Here is a 16,591-nt window from a genome sequence, read left to right on the forward strand (position 1 = left end):
TGCTATTCCGCTATGAGAAGTATGAAAAATAAGAGGTGAAAATCGAGAGGGCGCGATTATACATGCTCAGCGCCCTTTAGACGAAGTTTGCGCAATTCGTTACTGCGCGATGTGCCGAATGGCTATTTTTTAGGATCGGTATGCAGGTTTTTCATCGCCGTATTCCAGTCGCCTTTAAGGGCATCGGGCATGCATTTGATGGCGCGGGCGATGGCGTCATCAGTCAATTCCTGTTCGCTACTGGGTGCGCGCTTTAGTACAAAGTTGGCGACCATCGCCGCGACACCTGGGTGACCAATACCTAAACGCAGGCGCGGGAAGTTGGGATTGTTGCCGAATGCGGCGATGATATCGCGCAGGCCATTGTGGCCGCCGTGGCCGCCACTCTGTTTAAAGCGGGCGATACCGGGGGCGAGATCCAGTTCATCGTGGGCGACCAAAATCGCGGCAGGTTCGATCTTAAAAAAGTTGGCCATAGCGCCGACCGACTGGCCGCTGCGATTCATATAAGTGGTGGGCACTAGCAGGCGCAGGTCGCGGCCTTGATAATTGACTCGCGCAGTCAGGCCGAAATATTTGTTGTCGGGGGCGAGTGAGGCACCCAGTGAGCGGGCGAAGTCTGCGACAAAATCTTGCCCGGCGTTGTGGCGCGTGCGCTCGTATTCGCTGCCGGGGTTGCCCAGCCCTACAATCAATTGAATCTCGGTATTGGCCATAACTTGTTTTCACTCATACTTTTTTGCGATTGCGCGCATTGTACCTATCAAATGCTGCGATGAAATGTGCGCCCAAAAAAAAGGCCGACTCCGAAGAGTCAGCCCTTTTTGCAACCGGAAAGAGGCAATTATGCTTCTTCGGTAGTTTCTTCTGCAGCACCTTTTGGCTTTTGAATAGTAACAACAGCCAGGTTGTGATCATCACCTTTTTGCAGGTCAGCAGAAACAACGCCGCCAGGCAATTTCAGATCGGTAATGTGCAGAATGCTGCCCACTTCCATATTGCCTACATCTACTTCGATGAATTCTGGCAAATGTTGTGGCAAGCAGATTACGTCCAATTGGGTCAGGTTGTGAACCACTTTACCGCCTTGGATTTTCACGCCTTTTGAAGTCGCTTCATTGATGAAGTGCAAAGGTACGTGAGTGTGGATCTTGGTTGATTTATCAACGCGCAAGAAGTCCAAGTGCAATACCACTGGCTTGGATGGGTGACGTTGTACATCTTTCAGGATTACGTCCTGAGCAGTGCCGTCAACATTCAAGCTGATGATGTGCGAGTAGAATGCTTCGTGTTCCAAGTGCTTCATCAGCTCATTGGCAGAAACAGAAACGCTAGTTGGGGCTACAGTGCCGCCGTAAATTACAGCAGGAACTTGAGCTGCCAAACGACGTAGGCGGCGGCTCGCACCTTTCCCTAAATCGTTACGGGCTGTTGCATCTAATTTAAAGTCTTCAGACATTTTATCGTCCTCAATTTTCCATTCAGATCCGCGACCAGAACCTGATGGGTTTCAGTGACCACTGTGCAGAATGCGCAGTGGCAGTTTACCGAGTGTAATGCTCTATTAGCGGAACATTGCACTCAGGGATTCTTCATTGCTCAGGCGACGCATAGCTTCGGCGAGCATTCTTGATAGGGTCAGGCTGCGAATGCGCGAGCAATTTTTTGCCGCTTCGCTGAGCGGGATGGAGTCGGCGACAACCAACTGATCCAGCTCGGAATTGTTCAGATTTTCTATCGCCTTGCCCGATAACACCGGGTGAGTACAGTAGGCGATCACTTTTTTCGCGCCTTGGGCTTTAAGGGCTTTGGCGGCGCTGCACAGGGTGCCAGCGGTATCGATAATGTCATCCACCAGCAGGCAGGTGCGACCTTCCACTTCACCGATAATGTGCATCACTTCCGCAACGTTGGCGCGCGGGCGGCGTTTATCGATAATCGCCAGATCAATGCCCAATTGTTTGGCTACCGCACGGGCGCGCACTACGCCGCCTATGTCGGGTGATACCACAATCAGGTCTTCAAATTTTTGTTGTTCAATGTCTTCCAGCAATACTGGCGAACCGTAGACGTTATCCACCGGCACATCAAAGAAGCCTTGAATCTGTTCCGCGTGCAGGTCAACGGTAAGTACGCGGTCAACACCAACACCGACCATCATATCGGCCACTACTTTTGCCGTGATTGGCACACGAGCAGAGCGCACGCGGCGATCCTGACGGGCGTAACCGAAGTAGGGTACTACCGCAGTGATGCGACCGGCAGACGCGCGACGCAGCGCATCGACCATGACAATTAATTCCATCAGGTTGTCATTGGTGGGGGCGCAGGTGGGCTGCACTACAAACACATCGCGACCGCGCACGTTATCGTGCAGTTCTACGGCGATTTCGCCGTCAGAAAATTGCGAAACAGAAACATTGCCGAGTGGCATACCCAGGTGATCCACAATTTTTTGTGCGAGATCCGGGTTTGCGTTGCCGGTAAAGACCATTAAGTCAGTCACGTCAGATACCTTTTGGTGATGGCTGGGGTGATTGCAGGTGGTAAAAAGCCAGAGCCGATATTGTCTGTCTGCGCAAAGCAGTGTTTTTTACCCTAGGAAATTTCGGGCTGGAGCGCAGATTCAGCAGTATCAAAAGGGAATTAATCAGAATGGTCATCGTTTAGGGTTCGTGTTAGTGGTGCGAATTAAATGGTGAACACACCTGAAACAATGACTTAAAAATAGATGGCAGGGGCGGAAGGACTCGAACCTACGAATGGCGGGATCAAAACCCGCTGCCTTACCACTTGGCGACGCCCCTATTGTGTTTAAAACACAGTTCTTGATTAGTCTGACGGAAGGAAGTTGTAGAGCGGTGATTGGTTTACACCTTGTGCTACAAAACCGGGTAGATTGTTGGGCAATTTTGCCTGCACCTTAAGTGCTTCTTCTACCGACTCAAAGCTTGCAAATACGCAGGCTCCGGTTCCCGTCATTCGTGCGTTGCGATCAAATTTCTGTAACCAGATGAGTGCGTTATCAACTTGCGGATAGAGCTTTCTCACCAAGGCTTCGCAGTCATTTTTACCGCCCCGCTCAAGGAAGGCCGCCACTTTAATGGCCGAAGTATCTCTTGTCAAATCTTTGTTAGAAAAAATTTCAGCAGTGGATACGTGACAATCAGGTTGTATAACCAAAAACCATTTTGGCGACATTTTGATAGCTTCCAGCGCCTCCCCGACACCTTCTGCCCAAGCGGTTTGGGCGTTTATAAACACGGGTACGTCGGCGCCGAGTTGCAATCCGATCATTTGCAGTTGATTTTTGCTCAGGCCGCAGCCCCATAAATGGTTGAGGGCGACCAGAGTTGTTGCGGCATTGCTGCTGCCGCCCCCTATGCCACCGCCCATCGGCAAGCGTTTTTCCAGTTGGATATCTACACCCGCTGCGGAAGCTTTGTAGGGTTCCAGTGCGCGCATCGCTTTGATAATCAGATTTTGCTCAAAGCCGACACCGGGTAATTCCGGCGCAAGCGTGATTTGACCATCGCTGCGGGTAGTAAAGGTGAGGGTATCGCCGTAATCCAGCAATTGAAAAAGGGTTTGCAGATTGTGGTAGCCGTCCGGGCGGCGCCCGGTGATGTGCAAAAACAAATTGAGTTTGGCGGGTGAGAGTAAGGTCAGGCTGGTCATTGGTTTGTATCCTGCGCCCCCAAGTGCCAATCGCGAATCACCAGTATCAAACGTACATCCTCAAATTCAGCAGTGATTTTTCCTGGCAGTGGCAAAATAACGCCATTGAAGGTGTGATCGCGGTAGTTGCTGTAATTAATACTCCAGCCGCCTTGAATCAATTGGGCGATCAGGCCGCTTTCGTTCTGTTGCAGATGAGTGATGCGCAATTTGGGCGCGGGCACACCGCGTACCCAATAGGCAAGCTGGGCGACCGGTAGGGTCCAGCCAGCCGTTTTTTTGATTAAGGCCTCGGCGGTTTTGGCTTCTTGCGCCGGTTCGCCGCTTTGTTCAAGGCGCACCTTTTCCGGCGTGCCAGTGAGAATCATGCTTTTTTGTCCGAGCGGGCCGCTGAGGTTGATCTGGTAGTGGGCGAGTTGTTGCACCCATTTGACGCTCGCGCTACCGCTGTCGTCTGCAGTGCGGATGCCCAATTTGCCGCTCAGTTGCCAGTCGTTAATTGCTTGCAGTTGACGCTGATGCTCAATCACATCCTCTGGCGGTGTCAGTGAGCCGCGATGGACGCAGCCGCTAATGAATAGCAGTGATAAAAGTAACAGTAGGCTGCGTTGCATCATAAATCGGCCTTGAGGCGATTGAGTGTTTCTTGAATGACTGGATCATTGGGGGCGTGTTTTATGCCCTCTTGCCAGACTTGGCGGGCCTCCGCTTTGTTACCCAATTGCCACAAAATTTCACCCAGGTGAGCGCTGATTTCGGCGTTGGGGCCAGCGGCATAAGCCTTGCGTAACAGGGGTAACGCCTCGGCGTATTTGCCGGTGCGGTAGTGCAGCCAGCCCATCGAGTCGAGAATGGCTGGGTCGTTTGGCTGCAGTTGCATGGCTTTTTCCAGCAGGCTGCGCGCTTCGGCAAAACGCTGGGTGCGGTCTGCCAATATATAGCCCAGCGAGTTGAGTGCGGCGGCATTGTCGGGTTGCTGTTTTAATATCTGGCGCAGATCGCGCTCGGCGGCGGCGATGCGGTCGCGCTGGTGATTGAGCATGGCGCGGGCAAACAGCAAGCGGGTGCTGGTGGCAAAATTGGCGAGCCCCTCGCTAAACACACTATCGGCTTGGGGCAGATGATTGTGCTTTATCAGGGTTTGACCGTGCAGTACGTAGAGCACTTCGCCCTGCTCGGGGAAGCGCAGGCGCAGGCGATTCATGTGTTGCTGGGCGCTGAGAAAATCTTGCTGGCGCACGAAAATATCCAGCAGGCTGATGGTCGCCGGCAGAAAATCATTGCCGCTTTCCACCTGCAAGTAGTGAATGATGGCCTCTGGTAGATCGTGCTGCGCCTCAGCCATGCGCCCTAAATAATAATGCGCAGTGGAAATATGCAGGTCGCGATCCAGCAGCGATTCAAATGACTTGTGTGCGGTTTCCAGATCTTTGCGTTCCAGTGCGATTATCCCGAGTGACAGGAGCAGGTCGCCATTGTCGGGCAGCTGTTGGGTGAGGATTGTAAATTGCTCCTGCGCCAGCGCCATATCGTAATGGGTCAGAATACGGGCGTACTGTTGGCGTAGGCTGGTGTTGTCAGGGTAGAACTCCAGCAGATTGGCCATTTTGGCAATCGCCTCCTGATCGCGCTTCATCTGGTGTAGCAAGTTGGCTTCAAGAATGGCGGCCGGAATACTGCGCGGATGTATTTTGAGTGTCTGCTGGACTAGATCCATAGCCTCGTCGTATTTGCCCTGCTGTTGTAGCAGTATTCCCATGCCGACCATAAGCTGCTCATCTTCTGGATGGCGTTGCCGTTGGGTCACAAAATCATTGAGCAGTGCGGCTCGCTCTGCCTCCCTGAGGCTGACGGCATTGGCGGCAATGTTCTGGAATAGCGGCTCCCCACCTTCATCCAGCAAGCGGCGCGAATACTCAAATGCCTCGCGCAGTTGGCCGGTTTGCATATAGGCCATAGAGGTATTGGCCAGGGCATCTTTATCGTAGGGTGCGGCTTGAACCCAGATGCGCGCCATTTCCAGTGCTGCTGGGTTGTCGCCCAGGTAGCGCGCAATCATGGTGGCGCGCTCGGCAATCTGCGGGTCGCGGGTTTCGCGCGCCTGCTGCACATAATTGCTCAGGGCGACATCATATTGCGCGCGGCTTCCGGCGATTTCTGCGGCAAGCAATGAGTAAAGTGTTTCTGTCGGAAAAGGTTTGCTTGGGGTTTGGATCAGTATTTCCGGCTGGGGTTCGGGTGCCGCAACCGTGCGAGCTGATTGCAGGCTGCAACCACTCAATACCCAGTAAAGGGTCATGCTCGACAGAATAATTGGGCGGTGTTTGATCATGCGTGACCAGTAATGGAGCGGATGAGTGAGCGCAAACCAGGTCGCGCGGCCGGACATCATAAACGTGAAGTTGAATGATAAAAAGTGCGTTTTGGTAATGCTGTGAAAAGATCCCGTCATCACCCATGTAGATGTATGCTGGTTAAAGCCCGGTGCGCCGCGCCAGTGCTGGGCGGGTATCGATAAGCCGGCGGGTTTCAAGAAAGGTCTGTTGGATGAGGTAGGCATCGCCACTGGCGCGATGGCGTTTGATATCGAGGCGCTTTTCCAGCTTGTGTTTGGTTTTATCCCACAGTAGCAATTGTGCCTCGGTGGCGATTATTTCGATGGGGCTAAGGTGAAAGCTCGGGTTCATTCGTGCGGCAAAAAACAAGCGGCTGAGCCAGGGGCTATCGTGGGTCCAGGCATCGCTGTAAGCGGTTATCTCGCCGAGGAATTCGTTCAGTTCGGTGCAGATTTCTCGCGGCGATCTGCCGCGATTTTCGATGAGTTTGCGGGTAATGCCGTGAATTGCCTGGGCACTGTCGCTCCAGTGATCCCATTCGGGTTGTGGTGCGATTAGTGCGCAGTAGCGCTCTCCATTGGTTTTGACCACACCGATTTCAATCGGGTAGCTGCGCGAACCAAAGCCTGAGGCTTCAATGTCAATAATGGTCGGGTTGTACGGTCTTCGCATTGAGCAGCTCCAAATTGCATCTGTGGTTGAGTATAGATGGTGATGTTCGGGGCGATGAATCGGCTTAATAGCACCCCTTTATTGCAGGATTAGGAACTTGCCTCTTGTCACGCTCCCTCTGTGACCGGACAATACCGCCCTTCGGCATACGCTCCCCCTAAAACAATTAGTCCGACACATGACCCTGTTAGCCTTTGGCATCAACCATACTACCGCCCCACTTGCCTTGCGCGAGCGGGTTGCGTTCGCGCCGGAGAATTTGCACGGTGCTATGCAGGAAGCCTGTGCCCATGCGGGTTTGAGCGAAGTGGCCATACTCTCCACCTGCAATCGCACCGAAATTTATGCGGCGAGCGAAAGCGATGCGACGGCGATTCAGCAGTGGTTGGTTGATCACACCGCGATTAATGCGGCGGATTTAGCCAACAGCTATTACTGCTATCAGGATCACGAAGCCGTACGCCACATGATGAAAGTGGCGGGTGGCCTCGATTCACTGGTACTGGGTGAGCCGCAAATTTTAGGCCAAATGAAGTCGGCCTTTGCGGTCGCAAAAGAAGCGGGCACTTTAGGGGCGGAATTACACGCTACGTTTCAGCAGGTTTTTCATATCGCCAAGCGTGTGCGCACCGAGACGGCGATTGGCGAGAATCCGGTTTCTGTTGCTTATGCGGCGGTCAGCCTTGCGCAGCAAATTTTCTCTAACCTAAAAGAAGATACCGCGCTTCTGATTGGTGCAGGTGAGACCATTGAACTGGTTGCGCGCCATTTGGTAGAGCAGGGTATTAAACATATTATTGTTGCCAACCGCACGCTTGATCGCGCCCAGCGGCTCGCGCGCGAATTTAATGGCGAGGCGATTTTACTCGCCGATATTCCCGAGCAATTGCATCGCGCCGATTTGGTGATTTCCTCCACCGCTAGTCAATTACCGCTGCTCGGCAAAGGCGCGGTAGAATCGGCGCTGAAAAAGCGCAAACACAAACCCATGTTTATGCTCGATATCGCCGTGCCGCGCGATATCGAAGAGCAAGTGGGCGAGTTGGATGATGTGTATCTATACACCGTGGATGACTTGCACGCGGTGATTGATGAAAACAAAAAATCCCGCGTTGCAGCGGCCGATCAGGCGGAAGAAATTATTACCCAGGGCGTGGAATTGTTTTTGCGCCAGCAGCGCGCGCTCAACGCGGTCGAAACAGTAAAAGCCTATCGCCATAAGGCGGAGCAACTGCGTGATGCAGAGTTGGAAAAGGCGCTGCGCAGCTTGCACACAGGTGCAAACCCCGAGCAAGTGTTGCAATTGTTTGCACGCAATCTCACCAATAAATTGATTCATTCGCCCACTAGGGTTTTAAAAGAGGCGAGTGCCAGTTCGCGCCACCACGTTATTCAAGTTGCACAAGAGCTATTTGATTTATCGCTTAACGCTGAAGCCTTAAACGCAGCGCAAGAATCTGTTAACCCTGCTGCTGAACTTAGCAGTGATGCAAGTGAGTCATAATGAAAGCATCAATTTTAGAAAAACTGGATCGCCTGAAAGAGCGCTATGAAGAAGTGAGCGCAATGCTGTCGGAAGCCGACATCATCAACAACCAAAATAAATTTCGCGATCTCTCCAAAGAGTACGCCGAATTAGAGCCGGTGGTGCAGGGCTATCAAAACTATTTGAACCTGCTCGCCAATATCGAAGAGGCCAAACACCTGCTGGTGGATGGCGACGCCGATATGAAAGAAATGGCCGAAGAAGAGCTGAAAGATTGCACTGCGCAACTTGAGCCCATGCAGTTGGAGTTGCAAAAACTCTTGCTGCCAAAAGATCCTAATGACGAGAAAAACTGTTACCTCGAAATTCGCGCCGGTACCGGTGGCGATGAGGCGGCAATTTTCTCTGGCGATTTATTCCGCATGTATTCGCGCTACGCTGAAAATCAAGGTTGGCGTGTGGAAGTTTTGAGCCAAAACGAAGGCGAACACGGCGGCTTTAAAGAAATTATTTCGTTGGTGAGCGGCCAAGGTGTTTATTCAAAATTAAAATTTGAATCGGGCGCGCACCGGGTTCAGCGTGTACCGGAAACCGAATCCCAGGGCCGTATCCATACCTCTGCTTGCACTGTGGCAGTAATGCCGGAAGCGGATGAAATGGAAGAGATCAATATCAACAAAGCTGATTTGCGTATCGATACCTTTCGCGCATCTGGTGCGGGTGGTCAGCACGTTAACAAAACCGATTCGGCGATTCGTATTGTGCACATTCCCACCGGCTTGGTAATTGAATGCCAGGACGAGCGCTCGCAACACAAAAACCGCGCCCGCGCGATGAGTTTGCTCGCCACCAAATTAAAGCAGCAACAAGAAGATGCCGCGCACAAATCGCTTTCCGATGAGCGCCGCAGTTTGGTGGGCTCGGGCGATCGCTCCGAGCGAATTCGCACTTACAACTACCCGCAAGGCCGCGTGACCGATCACCGTATCAACCTGACGTTGTATTCGCTGGATGCGATTATGCAAGGCGATTTGAATCCGGTTGTTGATCCACTTGCTCATGAATACCAAGCAGATCAGTTGGCGGCGATTGCGGATTGAGATTATTGAGCGCACATTCGTAGGTTGGCGGTGAGGAACGAACCCCAACACTTTGTGGCAAGATTGATATGTTGGGGTTCGTTCCTCAGTCTACGCGACCCGCCACAACCTACGGACTCCCCTATGAACAACATCACCGTTGCGCAATGTTTACAGCGTGCAGGCGAATTGGAATTGATCAGCGATTCCGCTCGCCTCGATATCGAATTAATTCTCTGCCATATCCTGCAAAAAAATCGCACTTATCTTTTTACCTGGCCGGATAAAACACTCACCACTGAACAAGAAACGTTATTTAACGATTATTTCGTGCGTCGCAAAAATGGTGAGCCAGTCGCGCATATTATTGGCCAGCGCGAGTTTTGGTCGCTGCCACTTGCCGTTAATAATTCCACGCTGATTCCGCGCCCGGATACTGAGCTACTGGTGGAAACCGTGCTGGAATTATTCAGCGGCGATTCCACCCAGCAAATCCGCCGCTGCCTCGATTTGGGTACGGGCACAGGTGCGATTGTGCTGGCGCTGGCGAGTGAAAAGCCGCACTGGCAATTGTTGGGGGTGGATAAATCCGCAGACGCGGTTGCGCTTGCCGAAACCAATCGCCGCGAATTGCAATTTGATCAGGTGCAAATACTGCAGAGCGATTGGTTTACTGCACCGGCGTTACAAGGAGATGCAACCGGCGCGCAACAATTTGATGTTATCGTCAGCAATCCACCTTATATCGACCCGCAAGATCCGCACTTGGAGCAGGGTGATGTGCGCTTTGAGCCGCGCTCGGCATTAATAGCGGATAACCACGGTTTGGCGGATATCGAATTCATCATTCAACACAGTTGGGATTATCTGCGCACACAAGGCTGGCTGTTGTTAGAGCATGGTTATGACCAAGCCGCCGCAGTGCGCAGCTTGTTAACAGCGCGCGGTTTTGTGCAAGTAGAAACCCGCCGCGATTTAGGTGGCAATGAGCGCGTGAGCTTGGGGAGAAAATAATGGGATATAAATTGTATGAAGGGAATCGTCATTCTCGCGTAGCGGGAATCCATAGGTGTTTAATAAAAAGCTGGACTCCCGCTAGCGGGAGTGACGAAGACAAAATGAATTATTGAGCTGTCTATGAACGACGAACAACTACTGCGTTACTCGCGCCAAATCATGCTGCCCGATGTGGATTTGGATGGGCAGGAAAAATTATTGGCGGCGCGGGTATTAATTATCGGCCTCGGCGGATTGGGTTCACCTGTTGCCATGTATTTGGCAGCGGCGGGTGTTGGTCATCTCACTCTGGTGGATTTTGACTCGGTTGATCTCAGCAATTTACAGCGGCAAATTGTGCACACCAATGCGCGCATCGGGGTAAACAAAGCAGCTTCGGCCGCGCAAAGTGTGCGCGAGTTAAATCCCGACGTGGCGATTACTTGCATCGAAACATTATTAACGGCAGATGAGCTTGCCGAACAAGTAAAACAAGCCAGTGTTGTGGTTGATTGCAGTGATAATTTTCAAACTCGTTTTGCGATTAATGCTGCTTGTGTTGCGGCAAAAGTTCCGTTGGTATCCGGTGCGGCGATTCGTTTGGAAGGGCAAATTGCGGTGTTTGATTCGCGCACTGAAACCAGCCCTTGTTATCGCTGTTTGTATGAAGAAGATAGCGACGATTTAACCTGTGCCGCAAATGGTGTCTTAGCGCCTTTGGTTGGCATTATCGGCTCCATGCAGGCGCTGGAAGCCATTAAATTGATTTGCGGTTTTGGCTCCAATCTCGCCGGGCGTTTGCTGTTGCTGGATGCACGCCACAGCCAATGGCGCGAATTAAAATTACCCAAAGATCACAACTGCCCGGTATGTAGCCAACGTGTGCCTGAATAAAGCGTAAGACTGTGTAAAGGGCTTGTTTTTTATCATCGCGTCTTTATATTGGCGCTAACAAAATCTCTCCGAATTAAAGGTGTAAGCATGAACGATGTACCTCCCGTATACAAAACCGGTTTTTTCCCCTCGCTGATTTTCAGCTCGCGCTGGTTGCAATTACCTCTGTACTTGGGGTTAATTGTCGCGCAGTGTGCTTACGTGTACCTGTTTTTACATGAGCTGTGGTTGTTGGTCATCGGAGTGTCTTCACTGGGCGAGCAGCAAATTATGCTAATCGTTTTAGGTTTGATCGATGTAGTGATGATTTCCAACTTGTTGGTGATGGTGATTGTGGGCGGTTATGAAACCTTTGTGTCGCGCTTGCGCTTGCAGGGGCATCCAGATCAGCCGGAGTGGTTGAGTCATGTTAATGCCACCGTGCTCAAAGTAAAACTGGCTATGGCGATTATCGGTATATCGTCAATCCATTTATTAAAAACGTTTATCGAAGCAGGCAATATCGGTATGCCCGGCGCTAAGTTCACTGAAGAGGGTGTCATGTGGCAAACCATTATTCACATGACCTTTATCGCGTCGGCCATTGGTATTGCTTACACAGATTTGTTGATGCAAAAAGTAAGTTCTGCGAATAAGATTAAACATTAATGTTCGGCGATGGGTGGCGCGCAAGCTACATCCATCGGCTTGTAGCAGTATCGGCAATTGTAAAATCCAATAACAGGAGTTTGATATGAATGTTGAAGTAGGTGGTTTTTTCGGCCTGTTACTGCTGATTTGTGTGATCTACGCGATTATCAAAACAGTGCAAAGTAAAGCGGGCACAGGTACCAAAGTTATATGGGTTGTGGTGTTATTGCTTTTGCCATTTCTGGGCTTTATTTTGTGGTTATTGTTTGGCCCCAAGTAGCGCGTGATGGGTATCGCTTAGGCTCCACCCATCCTACGTTTTAACTGCTTTTTAGTTAAAAAATCCTGCTTTTAATTCTGCATGTTGTTCCGCTTTTAAACGTGGGCCAAATTGGCTCACAACTTTTGCGGCGGCGAGGTTGGCAAATTCAGCCGCTGTTTTAAAATCTTTGCCGTTATTGATTGCATACAAAAATGCTCCGGCAAACATATCACCCGCACCGTTGGTATCGATGGCTGTTACGGCAGGTGCAGCGACCTTAATCAAGGTTTCACCATCAAATACCAGTGCGCCTTCGCTGCCGCAGGTAATGGCAAATTGTTTGCAGTATTGTTTTAGTGCTTCGCTGGCGGCTCCAATGGTTGTTGTTTGGGTGAAGCCGAGTGCTTCATCGCGGTTGCAGAAAATCAAATCTACGCCGCTGCCAATCATTTCTACTAAACCATCGCGGAAAAATTGCACCATCGCCGGGTCAGATAAGCTCAGCGCCGTTTTGGTGTTATTCGCTTCTGCTTGTTGGCGCAATTCAATTGCTGCGGCGCGGCCAGTGGGCGAGGTGACTAGATAACCTTCGATGTAGGCGTAGTGGGACTGCGCAATTGCTGCCGCATCTAATTCATTGACCGACAAGGTTTCGCTAATGCCGAGAAAGGTATTCATGGTGCGTTCAGCGTCAGGTGTAATCATCACCAAACATTTACCGGTGATACCTGCTGGTGGGGTGATATGCGCAGGTGTAGCGACACCGGCTGCGTGAATATCGTTTAAATAAAACTCACCGTTTTCATCGTTGGCAACTTTGCAGGAAAAAAAGTTGGGTGAACCAAAATAACCGGCGGCGATAATACTATTGGCCGCCGAGCCGCCGCTGGCGCGATGGGATGCAACCAAGTGATCTTGCAGATAAGTGATCAATGCATTCTGGCGCGCTTCATCAACCAGTGTCATAACCCCTTTGGTCACTGCCATGGTGGTGAGATCGGCATCGGTCAGGGTGATTTCAGTATCGACCAGCGCTGCGCCTATGCCGTAAATATGATATTGCTTGTTCATGGATGTGACCTTGTGGATTAAGTGATCGATTTCAGGATTGTGCCGCATTATGCAAAATTCATGGTGCACGATAAAGCGGAAGCGTGTTTTTCGCACCCAAGTACTTTTATTTTGTTTCGCATTCGTCAGGCGTGGCGGTTAAACTGCCCCCCGCTTTTTTCTCGCTAATATCGCCTTTTTATTCGCTTTAACCATCACTAAGACTACTTATGACTAAACGCCGCGCTACTACTCGTCGCCCTAAAAGTTCCGGTTCTGCTCCTCGTCGCGGTTGGGCGCTGGCGCGCTTGTGGATGTTGTATGGTTTACTGTTAATGGTGGCGCTGGTGGGAATCTGGACGCTGTACCTGGATTCGGTGGTGCGGGAAAAATTTGAAGGCAAAAAATGGGCGCTGCCGGCGCGGGTTTATGCGCGGCCGCTGGAGTTGTACCAGGGGCAAACTCTGACTCCGGCACTGTTTGAACAGGAGCTGCGCGCGCTCGGCTATCGCTTTGAAGATAATGCCAACACCCCAGGACAAGTCCTGAAAAAAGTCAGCGCAGGCTCCCATGAGGTGGTGTATCACATCCACAGTCGCGGTTTTGATTTTTGGGATAAAAAAGAAGTTGCGCGCAAATTTATGCTGCGGGTGAATAACAATAGCGTGCAGGGTTTGATCGATTTAGCCGGTGCCGATTTACCACTGGTGCGTATGGAGCCGGAGGAAATTGGCGGTTTTTATCCAGCGGATAAAGAAGATCGCCTGCTGGTGCGGCTCAGTGATTTGCCACCGCTGCTGGGTGAAACCTTGTTGGCAGTAGAAGATAAAAACTTTCTCGATCATCACGGAGTATCGCCCTTGGCGATTGTGCGGGCGGCCTGGCTCAATGCTACGCGCAGTGACGGCGGTTTGCAGGGCGGCAGTACGATCACCCAACAATTGGTGAAAAACTTCTATCTCACTAACGAGCGCAGTGTGCTGCGCCGCAAAATTCCCGAAGCGATTATGGCGATGTTGCTGGAGGTGCATTACAGCAAGTCGGAAATTTTAGAAACTTACATCAACGAGATTTTTTTAGGCCAGAGTGGCGACCGTGAAATTCACGGTTTCGCACTGGCGGCGCAACATTATTTCCGCCAGCCATTGCGCGAATTAAAAACCCATGAACTCGCGCTGTTGGTGGGCTTGGTCAAGGGTGCGTCTTACTACAACCCTTGGCGCAATCCCGAGCGCGCAAAAAGCCGGCGCAACGTGGTGCTGGCGGTGATGCACAAAGAGGGGCTGATCAGCGAGCAGCAGTTGAAAGCCGCGCAAGCCGCTCCGCTCGGTATTGTTGCCAAAGGTGAAGCGCGCACCACTACTTATCCTGCCTTTATGGATTTAGTGAAGCGCCAGTTGAAACAGGATTACAAAGAAAGTGATTTGCGCAGCGAGGGGCTACGCATCTTCACCACGCTGTCGCCCATGGTGCAGCGTCAGGCTGAGAAGTCGATGAAACTGCGTGTGGAGCAGTTGGAAAAACAATTTAGAACGAAGGATGTCCAGGGCGGAATGGTGGTCACCTCGGTGGGTGGTGGCGAAATTCTGGCGTTGCTGGGTGATAAAGACCCGCGCTTCTCCGGCTTTAATCGCGCGCTGGATGCCAAGCGTCCTGTTGGTTCATTGATAAAACCTTTCGTGTATTTAACCGCGCTGGAAATACCCCAGCAATACAATCTCGGCACCATCATCAGTGATGCACCGGTGAGTTATAAATCTGGCGGTAAATGGTGGTCACCAAAGAACGCCGATAAAAAAGATCACGGCGATATCCCGCTCTACAAAGGCTTGGCCTATTCCTATAATCAATCCACTGCGCGGTTGGGCATGACGATTGGTCTGGATCGTGTTGCTAAAACAATAAAACAAGCCGGTTACGCGGGCGATGTACCCAAATTGCCGGCGATATTATTAGGGTCGATTGATATGTCGCCGCTAGAAGTGGCAGGTATGTATCACACCATTGCTGCGGAAGGCGTATTCACACCCATCCACGCAATTCGCGAAGTGCTCGCAGCCGATGGCAAACCATTGAAACGTTACCCACTCGAATTGGAGCAGCGCTTTTCCATCGAGTCCACCTTTCAGTTGCAATACGCTCTGCAGCGCACTTTGCGCGAAGGTACCGGGCGCAGCGCCTACAACCAGATTCCATCGCATATCGATCTCGCGGGCAAAACAGGGACTACCGACGATCAGCGCGATAGCTGGTTCGCCGGTTTTAGTGGAGAGCATTTGGCGGTTGTGTGGCTTGGGCGTGATAACAACAGTGCAACCCCGTTAAGTGGCGCTGGTGGTGCCATGCAAGTCTGGGCTGATTTTATGAAGCAGGTGCCAACACGCAGTCTGGAGCAAATACCACCTGCCGGGGTGAGTTTCGATTGGCTGGATACTGCAACCGGTAAACTCAGCGCCGAGACCTGCGAAGGCGCCGTCTGGCTGCCGCTGCGCGATGAGTTTCGCCCGCTGGATTCCGTTGACTGCCATCAGGATCGAAACCCGCTCAAATCCCTGTGGCAAAGGATAGTGAACTGATCAGCTGATCTGGAAAGACTTGTCACTCCTATCAATCATCATCGGGGAGTCGTCATCCCCGCTTGCGGGGATCCATGGGTATTAAAAGCAAAAGCTGGACTCCCGCAAGCGGGAGTGACGTCGAGTTTCAAAGGAGTGACGACGAGACTCATGGGGAGTGACGGTCAAGATCTTACATCGCAAAAATAAACCGCTCAGATGAATCCGAAGCTCACTAGACTGTGTCTTAGTTGTGAGTTGGGGGCAATATTGATCTAATCCTGCCCGGATTTTTCCTGAGAGGCTTTTCCCATGACCTTATCGTTTACCTTGTCGCGCCAGTTGTTAGGCGCTTTTGGCATCGTACTGCTGTGCGCAGTTCCGGTTATTCACGCCGCTGAGCTGGAAGGTACGCCTGTACCTCTGGATGCGCCCCATGCTACTTCTGCAGCGGCCGCAGATGCCCCTTCAGCACCTGATCAGGCCACTGCTCCAACTGCAGAACAAGCCCCTCCGGCTCCGGTTGCGGATGATTGGCAGCACCACAACAACTGGGAGCGCGATTGGGAGAAGAACCTGAATCAAGCGTTTGGCGGCGACCATGAAAATAACGGCGGCTTCCATCCGGCGCTGCTGATTCCTCTGTTTGCCATAGTCTTTATTTTTGGTGGCCCAATAATCCTGTTGATTTTGATTCTGGTGTTTTTCTTTGGCGCCAAGCGTCGTCGCCAGCAAGACATCAATATGAATATCGATAAGTTACTCGCCGCCGGGCGCGATATTCCGGTTGAATTATTGCGTGGTGATGAACCTAAAAATGACGAGCCGGTAGGCAGCCGCGACAAGGGGATTCGCAATATTTTTCTCGGCACTGGTTGGCTGGTGTTTCTCACCATTATGGTGGGGTTCGATATAGGTTCAGCCGGATTTATCTGGATTGCACTGGGTGCATC

At 51.5% G+C, this 16,591-nt stretch carries 16 protein-coding genes and 1 tRNA gene; 8 read left to right on the forward strand and 9 right to left on the reverse strand.

Annotated features, from left to right (window positions below; all coding sequences use genetic code 11):
• Window positions 1–122: 122 nt before the first annotated feature.
• The 8 genes from pth to AWU77_RS12645 all read right to left on the reverse strand — a co-directional run bounded on the left by pth (window position 123) and on the right by AWU77_RS12645 (window position 6,686).
• Window positions 123–716 carry an aminoacyl-tRNA hydrolase gene (pth, locus tag AWU77_RS12610; protein WP_062063930.1) on the reverse strand — a complete coding sequence of 198 codons (594 nt, stop codon included), beginning with the start codon at window positions 714–716 and terminating at the stop codon, window positions 123–125.
• Window positions 717–844: 128 nt separating this feature from the next.
• Window positions 845–1,459 carry a 50S ribosomal protein L25/general stress protein Ctc gene (locus AWU77_RS12615; protein WP_062063932.1) on the reverse strand — a complete coding sequence of 205 codons (615 nt, stop codon included), beginning with the start codon at window positions 1,457–1,459 and terminating at the stop codon, window positions 845–847.
• 105 nt (window positions 1,460–1,564) lie between these two features.
• Window positions 1,565–2,494 (reverse strand): ribose-phosphate pyrophosphokinase, encoded by a 930-nt coding sequence (locus AWU77_RS12620; protein ID WP_062063983.1) that lies wholly within the window; start codon window positions 2,492–2,494, stop codon window positions 1,565–1,567.
• Between the two features lie 238 nt (window positions 2,495–2,732).
• Window positions 2,733–2,807, reverse strand: a tRNA-Gln gene (locus AWU77_RS12625).
• Between the two features lie 25 nt (window positions 2,808–2,832).
• Complete coding sequence (gene ispE / locus AWU77_RS12630; protein WP_062063934.1) at window positions 2,833–3,678, reverse strand: 4-(cytidine 5'-diphospho)-2-C-methyl-D-erythritol kinase; 846 nt, start codon at window positions 3,676–3,678, stop codon at window positions 2,833–2,835.
• Window positions 3,675–4,295: a lipoprotein insertase outer membrane protein LolB gene (gene lolB / locus AWU77_RS12635; RefSeq protein WP_084618346.1), complete on the reverse strand. Its 621-nt coding sequence runs from the start codon at window positions 4,293–4,295 to the stop codon at window positions 3,675–3,677. The genes ispE and lolB overlap by 4 nt, the downstream gene beginning before the upstream one ends.
• Window positions 4,292–6,130, reverse strand: coding sequence for a tetratricopeptide repeat protein (locus AWU77_RS12640; RefSeq protein ID WP_238582420.1), 1,839 nt, complete (start codon window positions 6,128–6,130; stop codon window positions 4,292–4,294). The genes lolB and AWU77_RS12640 overlap by 4 nt, the downstream gene beginning before the upstream one ends.
• 22 nt (window positions 6,131–6,152) lie before the next feature.
• Complete coding sequence (locus tag AWU77_RS12645) at window positions 6,153–6,686, reverse strand: hypothetical protein (RefSeq protein WP_062063936.1); 534 nt, start codon at window positions 6,684–6,686, stop codon at window positions 6,153–6,155.
• Between the two features lie 178 nt (window positions 6,687–6,864).
• On the opposite strand from AWU77_RS12645, the gene hemA reads away from it, so the two are divergent.
• From hemA to AWU77_RS20135, 6 genes are all read left to right on the forward strand, one after another.
• Window positions 6,865–8,190, forward strand: coding sequence for a glutamyl-tRNA reductase (gene hemA / locus AWU77_RS12650; RefSeq protein WP_062063938.1), 1,326 nt, complete (start codon window positions 6,865–6,867; stop codon window positions 8,188–8,190).
• On the forward strand, window positions 8,190–9,272 hold the full coding sequence (gene prfA, locus AWU77_RS12655) for a peptide chain release factor 1 (protein ID WP_062063940.1): 1,083 nt from the start codon (window positions 8,190–8,192) through the stop codon (window positions 9,270–9,272). The genes hemA and prfA overlap by 1 nt, the downstream gene beginning before the upstream one ends.
• A 123-nt stretch (window positions 9,273–9,395) precedes the next feature.
• On the forward strand, window positions 9,396–10,265 hold the full coding sequence (gene prmC / locus AWU77_RS12660; protein WP_062063943.1) for a peptide chain release factor N(5)-glutamine methyltransferase: 870 nt from the start codon (window positions 9,396–9,398) through the stop codon (window positions 10,263–10,265).
• A 123-nt stretch (window positions 10,266–10,388) separates the two neighbouring features.
• Window positions 10,389–11,141, forward strand: coding sequence for a molybdopterin-synthase adenylyltransferase MoeB (locus AWU77_RS12665; protein WP_062063945.1), 753 nt, complete (start codon window positions 10,389–10,391; stop codon window positions 11,139–11,141).
• 87 nt (window positions 11,142–11,228) lie between these two features.
• On the forward strand, window positions 11,229–11,789 hold the full coding sequence (locus AWU77_RS12670) for a TIGR00645 family protein (RefSeq protein WP_062063947.1): 561 nt from the start codon (window positions 11,229–11,231) through the stop codon (window positions 11,787–11,789).
• 85 nt (window positions 11,790–11,874) lie between these two features.
• A complete protein-coding gene (locus AWU77_RS20135; RefSeq protein ID WP_084618348.1) occupies window positions 11,875–12,051 on the forward strand; it encodes a PLDc N-terminal domain-containing protein in 177 nt (58 codons plus the stop codon).
• 51 nt (window positions 12,052–12,102) lie between these two features.
• On the opposite strand, the gene AWU77_RS12675 is transcribed toward AWU77_RS20135, so the two are convergent.
• The gene (locus AWU77_RS12675) at window positions 12,103–13,104 is read right to left on the reverse strand and encodes an adenosine kinase (RefSeq protein ID WP_062063950.1); all 1,002 of its coding nucleotides are present in this window, start codon (window positions 13,102–13,104) and stop codon (window positions 12,103–12,105) included.
• A gap of 209 nt (window positions 13,105–13,313) precedes the next feature.
• Between AWU77_RS12675 and mrcB the strand changes: the two genes are divergently transcribed.
• Both mrcB and AWU77_RS12685 read left to right on the forward strand, forming a co-directional pair.
• Entirely contained in the window at window positions 13,314–15,659 is a 2,346-nt protein-coding gene (mrcB, locus tag AWU77_RS12680) for a penicillin-binding protein 1B (protein WP_062063952.1), read from the forward strand.
• Between the two features lie 291 nt (window positions 15,660–15,950).
• On the forward strand, window positions 15,951–16,591 hold a 641-nt coding region (locus AWU77_RS12685; protein ID WP_202966653.1), incomplete at its 3' end, for a DUF6249 domain-containing protein.

The sequence above is a fragment of the Cellvibrio sp. OA-2007 genome (assembly GCF_000953825.1).
GTDB lineage: Bacteria > Pseudomonadota > Gammaproteobacteria > Pseudomonadales > Cellvibrionaceae > Cellvibrio.

What these genes read in the sequence shown, in the direction of transcription:
- mrcB (WP_062063952.1), top strand. Translation starts at nt 13,314, where the DNA reads ATGACTAAACGCCGCGCTACTACTCGTCGCCCTAAAAGTTCCGGTTCT.
- AWU77_RS12640 (WP_238582420.1), bottom strand. Translation starts at nt 6,130, where the DNA reads ATGACGGGATCTTTTCACAGCATTACCAAAACGCACTTTTTATCATTC.
- AWU77_RS20135 (WP_084618348.1), top strand. Translation starts at nt 11,875, where the DNA reads ATGAATGTTGAAGTAGGTGGTTTTTTCGGCCTGTTACTGCTGATTTGT.
- lolB (WP_084618346.1), bottom strand. Translation starts at nt 4,295, where the DNA reads ATGATGCAACGCAGCCTACTGTTACTTTTATCACTGCTATTCATTAGC.
- ispE (WP_062063934.1), bottom strand. Translation starts at nt 3,678, where the DNA reads ATGACCAGCCTGACCTTACTCTCACCCGCCAAACTCAATTTGTTTTTG.
- hemA (WP_062063938.1), top strand. Translation starts at nt 6,865, where the DNA reads ATGACCCTGTTAGCCTTTGGCATCAACCATACTACCGCCCCACTTGCC.
- prfA (WP_062063940.1), top strand. Translation starts at nt 8,190, where the DNA reads ATGAAAGCATCAATTTTAGAAAAACTGGATCGCCTGAAAGAGCGCTAT.
- AWU77_RS12670 (WP_062063947.1), top strand. Translation starts at nt 11,229, where the DNA reads ATGAACGATGTACCTCCCGTATACAAAACCGGTTTTTTCCCCTCGCTG.
- AWU77_RS12620 (WP_062063983.1), bottom strand. Translation starts at nt 2,494, where the DNA reads ATGGTCTTTACCGGCAACGCAAACCCGGATCTCGCACAAAAAATTGTG.
- AWU77_RS12665 (WP_062063945.1), top strand. Translation starts at nt 10,389, where the DNA reads ATGAACGACGAACAACTACTGCGTTACTCGCGCCAAATCATGCTGCCC.
- AWU77_RS12675 (WP_062063950.1), bottom strand. Translation starts at nt 13,104, where the DNA reads ATGAACAAGCAATATCATATTTACGGCATAGGCGCAGCGCTGGTCGAT.
- pth (WP_062063930.1), bottom strand. Translation starts at nt 716, where the DNA reads ATGGCCAATACCGAGATTCAATTGATTGTAGGGCTGGGCAACCCCGGC.
- AWU77_RS12645 (WP_062063936.1), bottom strand. Translation starts at nt 6,686, where the DNA reads ATGCGAAGACCGTACAACCCGACCATTATTGACATTGAAGCCTCAGGC.
- prmC (WP_062063943.1), top strand. Translation starts at nt 9,396, where the DNA reads ATGAACAACATCACCGTTGCGCAATGTTTACAGCGTGCAGGCGAATTG.
- AWU77_RS12615 (WP_062063932.1), bottom strand. Translation starts at nt 1,459, where the DNA reads ATGTCTGAAGACTTTAAATTAGATGCAACAGCCCGTAACGATTTAGGG.